The 15,461-nt window shown below is 35.0% G+C and carries 14 protein-coding genes, 1 other RNA gene and 1 pseudogene; 7 read left to right on the forward strand and 9 right to left on the reverse strand.

Features of this window, described 5'->3' with window-relative positions; translation table 11 throughout:
* Positions 1-500: 500 nt before the first annotated feature.
* Complete coding sequence (locus DM558_RS02940; RefSeq protein ID WP_127161977.1) at positions 501-1,403, forward strand: glycoside hydrolase family protein; 903 nt, start codon at positions 501-503, stop codon at positions 1,401-1,403.
* 419 nt (positions 1,404-1,822) lie between these two features.
* On the opposite strand, the gene DM558_RS02945 is transcribed toward DM558_RS02940, so the two are convergent.
* A complete protein-coding gene (locus DM558_RS02945; RefSeq protein WP_127161978.1) occupies positions 1,823-2,239 on the reverse strand; it encodes a thermonuclease family protein in 417 nt (138 codons plus the stop codon).
* A 229-nt stretch (positions 2,240-2,468) separates the two neighbouring features.
* Positions 2,469-2,723 (reverse strand): annotated as a pseudogene (locus tag DM558_RS02950) (hypothetical protein); the annotation flags it as partial.
* 633 nt (positions 2,724-3,356) lie between these two features.
* On the opposite strand from DM558_RS02950, the gene DM558_RS02955 reads away from it, so the two are divergent.
* A complete protein-coding gene (locus tag DM558_RS02955; RefSeq protein ID WP_127161980.1) occupies positions 3,357-3,842 on the forward strand; it encodes a hypothetical protein in 486 nt (161 codons plus the stop codon).
* Between the two features lie 1,117 nt (positions 3,843-4,959).
* Here DM558_RS02955 and DM558_RS02965 read toward each other — a convergent pair.
* From DM558_RS02965 to DM558_RS15985, 4 genes are all read right to left on the reverse strand, one after another.
* Positions 4,960-6,225, reverse strand: a complete 1,266-nt coding sequence (locus DM558_RS02965) for a Y-family DNA polymerase (protein WP_127161982.1) — start codon at positions 6,223-6,225, stop codon at positions 4,960-4,962.
* Positions 6,222-6,671, reverse strand: coding sequence for a LexA family protein (locus DM558_RS02970; protein ID WP_127161983.1), 450 nt, complete (start codon positions 6,669-6,671; stop codon positions 6,222-6,224). The genes DM558_RS02965 and DM558_RS02970 overlap by 4 nt, the downstream gene beginning before the upstream one ends.
* Positions 6,672-7,083: 412 nt before the next feature.
* On the reverse strand, positions 7,084-7,359 hold the full coding sequence (locus DM558_RS02975; protein WP_127161984.1) for a hypothetical protein: 276 nt from the start codon (positions 7,357-7,359) through the stop codon (positions 7,084-7,086).
* A gap of 1,098 nt (positions 7,360-8,457) precedes the next feature.
* Complete coding sequence (locus DM558_RS15985; protein ID WP_407644328.1) at positions 8,458-8,595, reverse strand: hypothetical protein; 138 nt, start codon at positions 8,593-8,595, stop codon at positions 8,458-8,460.
* Between the two features lie 319 nt (positions 8,596-8,914).
* On the opposite strand from DM558_RS15985, the gene der reads away from it, so the two are divergent.
* From der to DM558_RS02990, 3 genes are all read left to right on the forward strand, one after another.
* Positions 8,915-10,393, forward strand: a complete 1,479-nt coding sequence (gene der / locus DM558_RS02980) for a ribosome biogenesis GTPase Der (protein ID WP_127161985.1) — start codon at positions 8,915-8,917, stop codon at positions 10,391-10,393.
* Positions 10,394-10,437: 44 nt separating this feature from the next.
* On the forward strand, positions 10,438-11,685 hold the full coding sequence (locus tag DM558_RS02985) for a toxin-antitoxin system YwqK family antitoxin (RefSeq protein WP_127161986.1): 1,248 nt from the start codon (positions 10,438-10,440) through the stop codon (positions 11,683-11,685).
* Positions 11,686-11,760: 75 nt separating this feature from the next.
* A complete protein-coding gene (locus DM558_RS02990) occupies positions 11,761-12,204 on the forward strand; it encodes a GNAT family N-acetyltransferase (protein WP_127161987.1) in 444 nt (147 codons plus the stop codon).
* Positions 12,205-12,261: 57 nt separating this feature from the next.
* Here the strand turns inward: DM558_RS02990 and DM558_RS02995 are convergent, their stop codons facing one another.
* The 3 genes from DM558_RS02995 to DM558_RS03005 all read right to left on the reverse strand — a co-directional run bounded on the left by DM558_RS02995 (position 12,262) and on the right by DM558_RS03005 (position 13,401).
* Positions 12,262-12,864, reverse strand: coding sequence for a 5-formyltetrahydrofolate cyclo-ligase (locus DM558_RS02995; RefSeq protein ID WP_127164796.1), 603 nt, complete (start codon positions 12,862-12,864; stop codon positions 12,262-12,264).
* A gap of 18 nt (positions 12,865-12,882) precedes the next feature.
* Positions 12,883-13,059, reverse strand: a non-coding RNA gene (ssrS, locus tag DM558_RS03000) — 6S RNA.
* A gap of 96 nt (positions 13,060-13,155) precedes the next feature.
* On the reverse strand, positions 13,156-13,401 hold the full coding sequence (locus tag DM558_RS03005; protein WP_127161988.1) for a cell division protein ZapA: 246 nt from the start codon (positions 13,399-13,401) through the stop codon (positions 13,156-13,158).
* Between the two features lie 169 nt (positions 13,402-13,570).
* Here DM558_RS03005 and DM558_RS03010 point away from each other — a divergent pair, with 169 nt between their 5' ends.
* Both DM558_RS03010 and pepP read left to right on the forward strand, forming a co-directional pair.
* Positions 13,571-14,119 (forward strand): UPF0149 family protein, encoded by a 549-nt coding sequence (locus tag DM558_RS03010; protein WP_127161989.1) that lies wholly within the window; start codon positions 13,571-13,573, stop codon positions 14,117-14,119.
* A 12-nt stretch (positions 14,120-14,131) separates the two neighbouring features.
* Positions 14,132-15,460: a Xaa-Pro aminopeptidase gene (pepP, locus tag DM558_RS03015; protein ID WP_127161990.1), complete on the forward strand. Its 1,329-nt coding sequence runs from the start codon at positions 14,132-14,134 to the stop codon at positions 15,458-15,460.
* Position 15,461 lies beyond the last annotated feature (1 nt).

Consider the following 15,461-nt stretch of genomic DNA (forward strand, 5'->3'; position numbering starts at 1 on the left):
CTTCTAAAATTATGCAAGATATGGAGTTTATTGCTGATAATTTTTAATATTTAGAAGAAATAGTAGCTCTTATTTATCAAGAGATAACAGAAGACTATCAGTTTAATACTAAAGATTTTATTGTTAAGTTTCAGGCATGTGTTGGCAGCACATTTAAAAGCTACGCATTCTTATAGATGCTTAGTATATAGCAACTACAGAAAGTTAAATGTATTGGATTAGTAGATGATAACTTAAATGGCCATCAGAAGTGCTGCTATTTTTCGAGGTGTACGGATCAGTACTCAAGTGTTAAGTATCTTAAAAAGGCAAAATTATTTGATTACTATATCAGGCTGTTTAGTAAGGTTGTAATGGACGTAATTTAAAAAACTAGAGATCAGTAATGAATTGGTTTATTATTCACTATGATAATTAAGTGGCTGACTTTTTTATAAAAAATTAGTTAGCGTAAAATATGCATATATTCATTATTGGCATTTTTTTACTGAGGTAATACTATGATTTGGGAAAAAAAAGGACTTATTTTAAAGTCCGAGAATCAGGTAGATTGGATTGTCGGAGGAACACTGCAGCCAACGCCTATTCTACTAGGAAACATAATAAGAATTTATTTTGGTGGAAGAAGTGTAAATGGTATCTCAAGAGTTGGTTATGTTGATGTCGATGCGGCTTGCCCATCGAATGTATTGCAAATTTCCGAAAAACCTGTTCTTGATATTGGGGCTCAGTTTACCTTTGATGAGAATGGTGTTGTTCCTTGTGCCGTAGTAAAGCATGAAGAAGATATTTTACTTTATTACGCAGGCTACCAAGTTCCAGAAAATATAAAGTTTCTTGTTTTCGGTGGATTGGCGGTATCAAAAGATGGTGGAAAAACTTTCTTTAGAAATAGTCAGGTACCTATTACTGACCGAACCGATGGTGAGGAGTTTTTTCGTGTAATTCATTCCATAATGTTCGAAGATGGAAAGTGGAGGGCTTGGTATGGAGGAGGTAATTCTTTTATTGATAAAAAGTATCCAGTTTATGACATTCGTTATATGGAATCAGAGTGTTATGATTCTTTTCCCAAAAAAGGTAAGGTAATCATACAATGTAATGAAGGTGAGCACAGAGTAGGTAGGCCATATGTCTTTAAAGATGGCAATATATACCGGATGTTTTTTGGTGCTAGTACAAAGCTAATTCCCTATAAGCTAGCTTATGCTGAGTCTAAAGACGGTATAAATTGGACACGAGATGATGATAAAATTAATTTAGAGTTTTCATCTAAGGGGTGGGATAGTAAAACGATGGGGTATCCATCGGTTTTAAGGTATGAGAGTAAGACTTATTGTTTCTATACTGGGAATAATATGGGAGCGGATGGATTTGGGTACGCTGAACTTGTGGAGTGGTGATTACTTACTAAATAAAAGCCTAATCCGAAGGCTTTGTTTTCTTGATATGCAAACTTTAGATATGACTGTAAACTATATAATCTAGTTTGTCACAAAGGTGATAACTAAAGTGAGTGGAGTGTTACAATTTCTGTATCCTTTTGACTCTCCTATATAGGTTTAATGTGCTGATACGTATATATGAGTTTTAGTACTTAAACAGATGAGAGTAATACGTCATTTGTACAAGATAATATTATTTTTGTTATTGGTATCTCTCTGAGATAGATAGATTGTTTTATCTGTACAAATAACTTTTATTTAAAATTCAATTTTTATAAAGTCTTCCATAAATATCTTGTATTAAAAAGCCCTTACTTATAGGGCTTGTTTAGAATAGATTATTGATTTCATCACTGGCGCAATGAAACTTAACCAAATTATTTTGGGGTTATATTTTTCCATATACCAACTTTTTGATTTTGTGCTTTTTGCTCATACTCTAAAAGAGAATCAATATTATCGTTGAATTTTGAGTTTTCAGATACCTTTGCCATACCTGAAGCGACTTGAAACTTTGCTACATCTTTATTTTCACAACTTACAGCGCCAAATATAAATTGATTATTGTATAAATGTACCTCTACTTCTGCTTCTTTATTTAGGCATAACTTTGTTAAGTTTTGTTTTGATTCTTCAGCATAAAGCTGATTATTAAAGGGTGCATCAATGTCTGCCACCATTAAAGTTATATTGTTAAATTCTTGCTTAATATATTTATTTTCTGGTCGACAATTAGCGACTAAAGAACCGCCATTATTTACGCTGAGAATCATACAAAAAAAAATGTTTAACATATGTTTATTTACTCCACTTAAGATAATCTTGAACTATTTTAGAATATTATTAACTTTTTTAAGGTAAATATTACTTTGTAATTAAATAGATTAATAGAGTTTAATTCCATTAATTGAGTGATGTTTATTAGCTGGTTCTTAAAGAAAGCAATTGTTCTAATCTAGCACCCTCAAAAAACTCGCCCTTATCGATAGCCTCTTTAACAGCTGTCTTACTAATAGAACGTTACTATTTAACAAAAGAGCCGTCATCAAGAAACTTAGTTTCATCATCTTCAACAACTACAGAGGCTCTTCCTTTATTTAACTTACTCGTGAAATTATCATCATTCATTTTAATCTCCGTAATACCGCAACGCTCCATATAGAATTGTTTTAGCCAAACAATACGTTTAGATAGCGTCTGTCTCTTTTCTTTCATTTTTTCAACAGATTTAATACTATCTAACTCAAGCTTAAGATTTAAGATATAACCTGCCATGTTTTGTGATTTTTTGCTACCTTACCTTGAATGTTGTATATTCCAATCGTAATGGCTAATACCATCGGAGCATTAATACGCCTTAATACCTCATTAACTATTAGCTTTAAACGGTGTATATAGTTTTATCTCCTCTGAGTTATTTTGATACTCTTCCTTATGCAGAATTAAACCGACGGGTTTATTTTTTAATTCAATACATATTTCTTTTTGTTATTTCTTGTCCTGTTTAGTATTGAAGTTATAAATATTTCTTAATTCATTATCCCGTGTTGTCCCTTCAACTTTGCAACAAGACATTATCGCGTTAACCAAGTTATACTTTATCAACAGGCGCTATCTAAATCTCATTACTAAACTCATGTGTATGTATCGATGCTAAGGCGTTAGAGCCTGTATCTAAAATCATAAAGCTAGGATGTGATGAAATTACTTAAAAATAATTAAAGTTAGGTATTTATGCTAATTAACTATTTGTTTTTAGTTAAATATTGTCAGCTTAAAAAAATAATGAATTATTTCTATAATTATTTTTCGCTCTAAACGAAATACAGCCCTTAGCCTAATCCGCAAGGGCTTTTTTTATGCCTGTATTAAAACTATACTTCATTTTTTATGTATCTAAGGATGAAGAGAATGAAGCAATTAATTATCAGCGTGATTTTAGCAGTTTTGCTTGTGGGATGTGGTGAAAAGCCTAATTTTTCGATTAATAAAGATGATACACCAGAAACGTATGCTAATAATCCTGTTTTTATAAAAGTTGAACAGCACTTTACTCCTGCGACTGATGAGGGTAAAAATACTATTGTTTATCAATTTATTGGGGGGCCGGTATCTTTTTATGATATAAAAACAAGCGATTTAAGTGTATTGGGTGGATCTATTTATATTATTAGTAATCCTAACATGAAAAGCACGTACTTAATTATTAAAGGCGAAGAGAGTTTTGATAAGTTAGCAGATAGGTTAATTAAATCAAAAAATCTTATTTGTAAAAGGGTCGAGACAGGAAATGATAAAGTATTTCAATGTGCGGACCAAAAGAAACCTGATACTAGGTTAACCATTTATTATAATTCACTTTCAGATATTGTGTCTGTAACTCAAGTTCAATATTAATACTATCAAGTCTAGATAAAAGACCGCTCATTGAGGCGGTTTTTTATAGCTGAAAATTACCAAGACAACATGAAATGCCAGAAAAAGACATAAGTTTTTGGATAGACCTATACAACATTGCACGAGAACAAGGAATAGCATTAGCTATGGTTTTCGTTGTAATCATATTTCGAATGTAGCGAGATGAAAAGCACCCAAGTTTTAAATTAGTATTATTCGATTCTATGTTTGGATCACATATTGTTTTTAGTGTAGGCGTTACCTGTAGAGAGTTTGGCTTATCTTATGGATAGGCATTAGCAGCATCAGGTTTTATAGGTGTATTTGGTTTGAAAACAGCTAAGTACTTCATAAGAAAATTAATCGATAAAAAAATAGAACAAAGTACTAGCTACCAAGACAGATACAGAAACGAGGATGACGAACTATGAGTCTACCAAGAGGAATAAGAAACAATAATCTAGGTCATATACATTGAGGTATTAAATTTCAAGGATTAGTGTCTGAATCACAGAGGACGGATCAATCATGCTATCAATTTATTGATCCTGTGTATTGTATTAGAGCTATTATAAAGGTCATGTTTTCATACAGAGATAAATACGGATTAAGGACGGTTCAATCAACTATTAATCGTTATGCTCCATCTAATAAAAATAACACACAAGGCTATATTCAACGAGCATGTACCAAATTAGGTGTTCAGTCAGACGAACCAATTAAGCTCACGGATGCAGTACTTTATCGATTAAAAGTGCTGTGCGGTTTTTTTAGGATTTCGATTTTCTTTTTACGAAATTCGAGTTCTTTCTTCATCGCTTTATTTTGATGTTCTAGCTCGTGTAGTCAGGTTTCTTATTGGTTTTTATGGTTTGATGGCTAGACTTGCTTATTCATGGTTTGTTGTATCCAATTACACAGGTGGGATATTTTATACCCAAGTCATCAGCCGTTTGTCGATAGGTTTGACCATTATATAATGCTAAATTTATAGCTTTTTGTTTAAAATGAGGATTGTATTTTGTGCCCATTGGAGACTCCTTTTTGAGGTTTAAATGTCTCCACTAATTCGAGGCTACATCATATGTGCCTAGTCTTTTGGGCAAAGGCTCAAAAGTCATAGCTTAACGCTAAGTAACTCATTCCAACGTGTAGTATAACGCCGGCTTAAAAAATCCCTTTTAAGACTCCATGTAGCGTTAACTGTACGACCCCCAATAATAATCGTATTCTTCCCCATCTTTTTATTAATGGAATCAATCGTAGACATTAACCGATCACTTTTAATCTGTTCTTTAGTATCTTGTGCTGCATGAAAAAAATCGAATTGCTCAACATCCTTATCTATTAAGTCTAACATCATAACTCCAGCCTTATGATAAAGATAATCTTCACGAAAGATAGAGCATAATGCTTCATGGGCCGTCTTTACGATAACGCGTGTATCATTAGTAGGATAGGGTAGTTGGGCGAGTTTCGATGGGTTGTACTGCAATAAATCATTACGAAAGCGATTCGTTTTTAAAAAAACCATTAGAGCACGAGCAACAGACTGCTGACTACGTAATTTTTCAGCCCCCTTGCTTGAATGAGCGCGTATAGCCTCAGACAAATCATAAAAGTTACTTGTTATTTTGCCAAAACTACGCGAAGTCATGATATTCTGTTTAGGCGTATTCATATCATCAAGCTCAATACAAGGGGTTCCTTGCAACTCTAAAACAGTGCGCTCAAGAACAACAGAAAAATGCTGCCTAATACGTTTAAGATTTGATTGTCTTAATTGCCAAGCTGTTTTAATACCCAACGCCTCTAATCGTTGAGCTATTTTATAGCCGATGCCCCACACCTCACCTACAGGCAACTGCTTTAACAGCGCTTCAAGTCTTGGCTCCCCTGCGTGTAACCAGCAAATCCCTTCGAGTTCAGGATTTTTCTTAGCAACATGATTCGCTATTTTAGCTAAGGTTTTTGTTGACGAAAGTCCAATACTTACAGGAATACCTGTGTCACGCTTAACAATTGAACGCAAACGCTTACAGTATTCAACCGTATTATCAAAACCCAATAGATGAATAAACGCTTCATCAATAGAATAGATTTCAAGGTCTGACGTGTGTTCACGAACAGTATCAAACACACGACGGCTCATATCACCATAGAGCTCATAGTTAGAACTTAATAACGTAACTTCTTTACGTATATGTGGTGGGATCTGATAGGCAGGCATTCCCATGGGTACTAATGGTTTAATTTCATTAGAGCGAGCAATCACACAGCCATCATTATTAGAAAGAATGCCTACAGGCCTTCCTTCTAGCTTAGGATTAAATACACGCTCACAACTGGCATAAAAATTATTACAATCAATCAAGCCGATCATGAACACTTTCCCTGTAACGAGTGAATATTATAAATAACCACTCCCCACACATGAGCTTCTTTACCTAACAAAGGAATAGGCGGGTACAGACTATTGCCAGAAACCAGAAAAGGTTCACCTTTAATATAAGACAGTTTCTTACACGTAAGCTCCCCATCAATAGCTATGATAACAACATCCCCCGCTTTGGCATCCAATGACCTATCGACAATCAGCAAATCACCACTAAAAATACCATAATCCACCATTGAATCACCAATCGCTCTAATATAATAAGTAGCATTAGGATGCTGTACAAGATACTCTGTTAATTCAAGCTTTGCCTCAGCATAATCATCCGCAGGAGATGGAAAGCCTGCTCTAACTGGGATATCAACAAGGGGTAAAGAAAAATTATTTGAAATGGAAGCACTACCAAGCACAATAATACTAGATTTGCGCGACATCAGTCTCCGGGAGAAAATGGATTTAATACAGTATGAAAAAAAGAAACAACAATGATAAAAATCAAATACTAAGATGAGTTAATAGTATTATTTAAAAATACTGCTGGTCAACCTTTCGAGTAATCACAAATATTACATTTTATGAATAACTGTGAAATACTATATCAAATGTTTTGCGATGTTATACAAGTACTAGGCGTTACCAAAAAGTAAGCGCCTAATCATGTACTGAGCTGTTATGGTGTTTGACAGGGGGATATTAGATTTTAAAATATAGATAAATTAATAAAATATCTTAAATAAAGAATGTTATTAGCATTTCAGTTTAGCATAGAAAGTATTGTTCTGAAGTTCTAATAATAGAAGCACTATTTATTGCTAAGTGCTTTTTTATTATTAAAATATTTATAAATTAATTCGGTAGATTTAAACTGTCGACAGTTGGGCAAGAAGTATTAACCACAGTTAAAGTGTAATACTGATTTTGCAAGCGGCCATAGTTTTGCTGCCAGCGGGTTCTTGTATAAATACAATTGCGAACTATATTAAAGTTTTGTATTGAGTCAGAGGACGCTAGAAAGTACCAAGTTCCGTAAGTTAAGTTTCCTTGTGCGGCATTAACTGATAAAGATGTTAGCCCTGCAATGATTCCTAAAGTTATGGCAAATATAGCTATTAATTTTTTCAATATATCTCTCCTTGAGTTTAAAAACAGTAGCTTTAAAATTGAGGCAATAGAATAGATGATGTGCTATACCTACTAATACTATACCTTGGTACTATAATTATAATGTTAAAATGTTATTAAAACAAAGAAAGCAATGTCAAAAGCTTTGCTCATTTGTGGCGTTCCTAAATGGCAAAACTATTTATTTTATTATTGTGTTAGGGGAGGGCTTTATTGATCCACATTGTATTTTTATTGAGGGCATCTAATGTGCTACCAACATTCAGAGATCAATAGAAGTAAAGCTAATATAGGAATATAATTTTTTTGCATAATAGGTGAATACTCATATATAAAATTATAGGTTGAAAAGTGTATTAAATTAAACATGAGTTTAATGTTTAGCTCTGTAGCAATATATTTGTCTATAAAGGGAGGAGTGTCAAGCTTGTGAAGTGTCTTAGTTTCGAGATTTTAATAAGAAAGGCTAATATTTTATGTAAATTAAGTTTTAATTTGCTCTTCCTAAATACTAGCCTTAATCTGCTTCTTATCATCAGTTAAACATTGGATTATATCGCCGTTCGTAATATCACCACCTTACAATAAATATTATCTGCAAAAGGCAGATTAGAAAATAGGGGGGTAATGATTGATAATAGTTTTTTCATAAGTAAAGCCAGTTTAACATTGATTACCGTCTGCTAGAATTGGGTTGTTAGTTAGTTTTACACTTTCAATCAGTTCTTTTAGTTCTGAAAAGCGAACGTGGGGCATTGGTTTTTTTTTAGTACAGCCTTGGTAACTATATCAATGTTGGTGGTTGGATTAGATTCGATAATTCCTTTTTGCAATAGCAAATCTAAATATTTGATTTAGCTATATTCGTATTTTTAACTGGTTCTGATACGTTTCTGGGCTGGACTCAGGCTTTTTGATTAACGAGACTAGTTCTATTCTTTTTACTGTTCAAATATCTCTTTTTTTAAAGAATGGCATTAGGTCATTGTCAAGATATCTTCTTGTTTTTAGTTTCGTTAAATCTGACCATTTACTAGCAAAAATATCGTACCATTTATTTGCTAAAGATCCAAAATCATTGATGCCCTGTTTGTTTTTTTATATTTTCCTATTGAATACTGTGTCGATTCCCCTTTTGCCTTGCGTCCTTACTTCTTGTTTAAGCTCTCTCGCATAAGAGAGGGACACCGCTAGGTAACATCCTAAAGCTATGAGTTTTTCTTTTCCATCAAAAATATACTTTACCCTCTATAATTTAGAACCATTAGGGAACATTTCAATGTATAATCTCTCCCTATTAGATAACTTAAAAGACTTATCTTTGGATTTTTTTTTATGTGTCTTGGTATTGACTAAGGGGACAGTTTTTTTAGTATCTTTACTTATATTTAATTTTATTGTGGATATGCTCCGTTCCATCATATGCCCCAAAAATAAGCAGATTTTAAAGAATTAATTAGTTCTATTGTGAACAAAAAAAAGCTATAAGCCCTGTTTTTGTTATGAATAATGAGCTATAACGAATGAAAAAGAATTTAACGAAGGAAAACACCTTATGGTTCCTGTGCTTGCTTTAGTAGGCCGCCCAAATGTTGGCAAATCAACTTTATTTAATCGTCTAACTAAGTCGCGTAGCGCTATTGTTGCTGAGTATGCGGGGTTAACCCGTGACCGCCAATATGGCGAAGCGCATTGGAAAGGACAGCCTTATATCGTTATCGATACAGGGGGGCTTTCTGGCGAAGAATTAGGGATTGATGCCAGAATGGCGCAACAATCATTACTTGCTATTGAAGAAGCCGACGTAGTGCTTTTTATTGTTGATGCAAAAGACGGCTTAACGGGTGGTGATCAGTTAATCATGGATCACTTAAGAAAGCGTAATAAAACGACTTATTTGGTTGTTAACAAAATCGATGCAGTAAATAACGATTATATTCAGGCGGAATTTAGTTTATTAGGTTTTGAGTCCATTATTCTGATCGCAGCTGCTCACGGTCGTGGCATTAATCCTATGTTAGAAACGATTTTGTCTAATATGATTGGTGAAGTAAAAGAGGACTCGTTGACTAATGAAACCACTATCGATCCCTCCCAAATAGCAGAAATGCCGAGAGTCCCGGGGCCTAGTGAAAAAGATGGCATAAAAATAGCCATTATTGGTCGTCCTAATGTGGGTAAGTCAACCTTGGTAAATCGTATGCTCGGTGAAGAGCGTGTGGTGGTGTATGACCAAGCAGGAACAACTCGAGACAGTATCTATATTCCATTTACCCGTGACGAAGAGAAATATACATTAATTGATACTGCGGGTGTTAGAAGAAAGGGTAAAATATTTGAAGCGGTAGAAAAGTTTTCTGTTATCAAAACCTTACAAGCTATTCAAGATTCAAACGTAGTTATTTTTGTGATGGATGCCCGAGAAGGTGTTGTAGATCATGATCTCAATCTATTGGGATTTGTGTTAGAAACAGGGCGCTCATTAGTAATTGCTTTAAATAAATGGGATGGAATGGAAGCATCTGAACGTGATTATGTTAAAACAGAGCTTGAACGCCGCTTAATGTTTGTGAACTTTGCCGACATTCATTTTATTTCGGCGCTGCATGGAACTGGGGTAGGCCATCTTTATAAGTCGGTACAAGCAGCTTTTAATTCAGCAGTGACGCGTTGGCCTACAAGTAAGTTAACCCGCATATTAGAAGATGCAGTGCAAGAGCATCAACCACCTATGGTTAATGGTAGTCGAATCAAGTTGCGGTATGCGCATTTAGGGGGAGCTAATCCACCGCTACTTATTATTCATGGTAATCGAGTAGAAAAAGTACCTAAAGCTTATACTCGCTACCTTGAAAATACGTTTCGTCGTGTCCTAAAGTTGGTAGGAACGCCTATTCGGATTGAGTATAAAGGAAGTACAAATCCTTATGAAAATAATAAGAATACGCTAACAGAAAGGCAGGTCAATAAGAAGCGTCGTTTAATGAGCCATCATAAAAAAATGGAAAAAAAGATTCGTGATAAAAAGCGATAAATAATATTTGAAATCAGCTGGTTCTATTTGTTTAGAGGGTTGTTATGGAGTATGTTAAAAAGTGTTTTGTGATTGTTATCGGCCTTATAATCGCAATATTACCTTGTTATTCTTTTGCACAAGTAGCTGTAGAAAGTAAAGCAGAATTGGTTAATGTTCCATTGAAAGAGGGAGCGATTATTAGTTATGCAGATAAAGAGGGTAAAAGAGTAGGAAGTAAGGAACAAAGCACTTACTATAGAAAGTTGTTAAAGATTAACGGCAATGACAATTATCTAATCCAAGATTTTTTTACTGACACGGATAATAAGCAAGTAGAACCAACCTTATTTACCAATGTAAAAGATATTTATGCTTTTATGGTTGAAGATATAGGCGATATTGAAGGAGAATATATTCAGTGGTTTGACAATGGACAAATGGAGTTGAGAGGCTTTTATAGTAGAGGCTTGCTAGAAGGAATGGTTACATCGTGGTACTCATCAGGTCAAAAAGAGTCAGAGTTTAATTATAAGGATGGTAAATTAAATGGATCTTATAAGTTTTGGTACCCTGATGGCAAACTGCAAACAGATGCGCAATTTTCGGATGGGCGATTAGATGGTGTTGTGATCAACTGGTACTGTAATGGTAATAAAAAAGAAGAGTTACATTATAGTGGTGGTAAATTGAATGGTTTGGTGACTCGCTGGTTTAAGAGCGGTGAAAAAAAATATGAAGCCCATTATAAAGATAGTCAAATAGAAGGCATAGAATCTATTTGGGTAAAAGAGAACAATCAATTAATAAAACAAGAGGTCTACTTTAACGATGCCACCTCACAAGATGTGTTTGTTCGTTATTTTCCATCAGGGAAAAAAGAAGTAGAGCGCCATTTTAAAGGTAATAAATTACAAGGGTTATCAACTAGTTGGTATGAGAATGGTGAGAAAAGCATAGAGCTTATGTACGAAAATGACGTACGAAATGGTGATGCTGTTTTTTGGTATAAGAATGGTAATAAGAAAGCACAAGGCTCTTTTATCAATAATAAGAAAGAAGGAGTTTGGCACTATTGGTATGAAGATGGCAAGCCAGAAGAAACTTGTAGTGTCTATGATGAAAATCCTGTTTCTTGTGAACGTTGGTATGCAAATGGTAATAAAAAGTTAGAGGGTACCTCTATTTTAGGAAAGAAGATTGGCCTGTGGAAGACATGGTATGAGAATGGTATGCCTGAGTCTGCTTGCCAATACAAAAATGAGATTCCAATATGTAAAATTTGGAATGAAGCAGGATTACTAATCAATTAATCAAGTATGTATTAAGATGACTTTATTAAATAAAGATGATGCTTTTAGTAATGCTTACTTAGGATTTGTGGTGAAATGATAATAACAGTAGCCAATAAAAATGATTTACAAGAAATTTTGCAACTGCAATATTTAGCCTATCAAAGCGAAGCAAAGCTTTGTGGAAATATGAATATACCGCCGCTAACTCAAACATTGGAAGAAGTATTACAGGAATATGAAAAGGGCATTGTTTTAAAAGTAATGGATAATGGTGACATTATTGGATCCGTAAGGGGGTATATCGAGGATGATACGTTGTATATAGGTAAGTTGATTGTTAAACCAGATAAACAAAATCAAGGAATTGGTACAAAACTATTGACTGAAATAGAAAATGTGCTACCCCATCAGCGGTGTGAGCTTTTTACCAGTTCAAAGAGTGATAGAAATATTAAACTATATCAGAAAATTGGTTATAACATATTTAAAGAAAAGAAAATATCAAACACTTTAAAACTTCTCTATTTAGAGAAGTAATATTTTGTAGGGCAAGTTATTAATAACGTAAAATAGTGTACCCAGTAGCAGTTTGTGCTAATGAAAGTACCACTGTTTATCTGTCACGACAGCCATTGCTTTAATATCCCAGCTATTTAAATGTAGCTTTTCAAGTTTTTGACACTCGTGTGCTAAACCTAATAAATAAGGTTTACGCCACGAGTTCATACGGTTTAGGTAGCTAAAGTAGCGATCGTAAAAGCCTCCCCCCATACCTATACGCCCACCTTCTTTATCAAAACCGACGAGAGGCATAAGGATTAGATCGAGTTTGAGTGGATGACTTAGCTTTGTTTTATCATAAACAGGTTGTTTGATTTTATACTGGTTAAATGTCCAGCGTGTGGATGGTTTAATACGTTGAAAAACCATGGCGTATTTAGGCCATTGCCTGAGAACGGGAAGATAAATATGTTTTTTATACTTTTTAGCGACTTTTAGCAATAAATGAGGATCTATTTCACCATCATTGGCGAGGTAGAGGCCGATATGTTTTGACTTTTTAAATAAAGGGCTTTTGATGAGTTGCTTACAAAGATTTTCAGCGGCAATCTGTTGTTGTAGATTAGTCAGTGACCGTCTACGAGAGCGTAATAGCTTTCTTAGTTCTTTGGGAGATGTTTCGGGGGTAATGACCATCGTCATAATAGAAAATGAAGAGCTCCAAAGGTGCCGTTATTGGGTTAGCCCTTGAACCCAAAAGTTCAAGGTGGTGGTTACCGCAAACCTTTAGGCTTTCCGTAAAACGGACATGCACACCGGTTATTTGATAACCTCCGTATAAAAGATTATCGGCTCAGGGACATCTCCAATTGACGAACACCCGAGGAGTTAAATTTATTATACCTGAATTGCTTGCACTGTAAATGAAAATATAATTAACCATTAATATAATGTAAGACAAGATATTTGGCTGTTTTTGTAATACTATTATAATAGGCTTTGTTGGGTTTCAGTGGCCTTGTGTTTATATTCAAGTAACTCATAGGCAATATTGAGTGCGGCGGTTACGGCAATTCTTTCAACACCAATCGCTTTTCCGCTTGTACGAATTTCTCGCATCACTTTGTTGAGGTAGTTAGCCGCTTCTTGTAGTTCAAGACGTTTATCTTCTGGACATGTAAGGTGATATTCTTTATCTAAAATATTGATAGTCACTGTTTTTGCTTGTTTCATAATATTTCCATGTTTTCGTTTAGTCAAAACGCCCACATATTAATCAATGTAGTAAGGTATTATAATATAATGTTTAATAAAAGTTCATTATACAATTAAACATTCTGTTTGTTTGTCAAGATTGTTACTATAATAGTATAAATTTAGTTTTAAAAGGTTAGCGCCATTTATGTCACAAGTATTATGTTCTGCCTATGCAGGTTTTGCAAAGTTATTAACAGATGCAGGGTATTTTATTACACCGGCTGAGTTGCAGGGGAATCTTTGGGGCGTTAAAGTGTCTGGTGGATCCTTTCAGGAAGCTGATATGGCAACTCTTTTAGGTGAAGGTGAGGAGAGTGAAGCTATTAAGCTTGCTATTTCAGGGTTGCAAGAAATGGTAAATAAAGAGTTTACCGATGGCAGTGTCACGGTGACATTATTATTACCAACAGATGATGAGTCTCTAGAAGATCGTTTAAAGGCATTGATTAATTGGGCCGGCGGTTTTTTATCTGGCTTTGGAATGGTTAAGCAAGCTGCTGAGTTACCTAAAGAAGTATTAGAGATTTTAGCCGATTTAGACTCAATCACACAGTTGCAAACGGCTATTGTTCCAGAAGATGAAGCTCGTAGTGAGAATGATTACATGGAGTTGGTAGAGTTTTTAAAGCTAGTTCCTCTGCTAGTTGCGACCGAGTTAAAAATTCTCCCTGATGAAAAGCAGGTCATACACTAGTCCGAGAAAAATATGATTACAATAGCCCCTTGTGAGTATCAAAAACGCCGCGAATCTTTATTGGCTACTTTAACTGAAGATGATGTGGCAATTGTTAGTGCTGCATCTATTGTAGAGCGTAATGAGGGGGTTGAGTATCCCTATCGCCAAGACAGTAATTTCCAGTATTTAACAGGCTTTCCCGAGCCAGAAGCTATGTTGGTGTTGATTCCAAACCGTGAGCAAGGCCAGGTTGTATTATTTTGTCGTGATAAAGACCCTGCCTTAGAGGTGTGGACAGGGATAAGAGCAGGGCAAGAAGGCGCCGTAACAAACTTCCATGTTGATCAGGCTTTTTCTATTAAACAGCTTGATGAAATTATGCCAAGCTTATTAGATGGGCGTAAAACAGTCTATTCTTTAATGGCAACTCAAAAAACGTTGCAACAACAAATAAGTGATTGGGTTTCTACTGTTCGTAGTCGAGTAAGACAAGATGCTATTCCCCCTTTTACATTTAAAGCATTAGAACCTATTTTGCATGAGATGCGTTTGCATAAAAGTGAGTCTGAATTAGCCGTTATGCAATATGCGATGGATGTTTCAGCAAAAGCGCATATAAGTGCAATGAAAGCGTGTAAAGCAGGATTGTTTGAGTACAGTTTGGATGCTGCATTAGAATATGAGTTTCGTAAAGGTGGTGCGCGTTTAGTGGCCTATAATTCGATTATAGCCAGTGGTGCCAATGCTTGTATTCTCCATTACCAAGAAAATAATGCACCGCTTGTGGCGGGTGATTTAGTAATGATTGATGCTGGGTGTGAAATAGACTGTTATGCGAGTGATATTAGTCGGACTTTTCCTGTTTCTGGCAAATTTTCTCCCGCGCAAAAAGCTTTGTATGAAATCGTTTTAGCTGCTAATTTAGCAGCGATTGAGGCGGTTAAACCAGATAATTTATACCAAGCCCCCCATGAAGTGGCTGTTAAAATTATTACTGAAGGGTTAGTGTCTTTAGGGATATTGCAAGGCGATATCAATGCATTAATTGAAGAAAAAGCCTATACTGATTTTTATATGCATGGTACAGGTCATTGGTTGGGGCTTGATGTGCACGACGTGGGCGCTTATCGGCTTAATAAACAAAGCCGACCCTTGGCGGTGGGCATGGTGTTAACCATTGAACCCGGTATTTATATTGCGGTAGATAATAACAATGTTGCAGAGCAATGGCGCGGTATAGGAATTCGTATTGAAGATAATGTGGTGGTGACAGAAGAGGGACATCGGGTGATGACCTCTAAAGTACCTAAAACGATTAAAGCAATAGAAGAATTGATGGTTTCCTCATTTGAAGCATGAG

The organism is Entomomonas moraniae, assembly GCF_003991975.1.
Classification (GTDB): domain Bacteria; phylum Pseudomonadota; class Gammaproteobacteria; order Pseudomonadales; family Pseudomonadaceae; genus Entomomonas; species Entomomonas moraniae.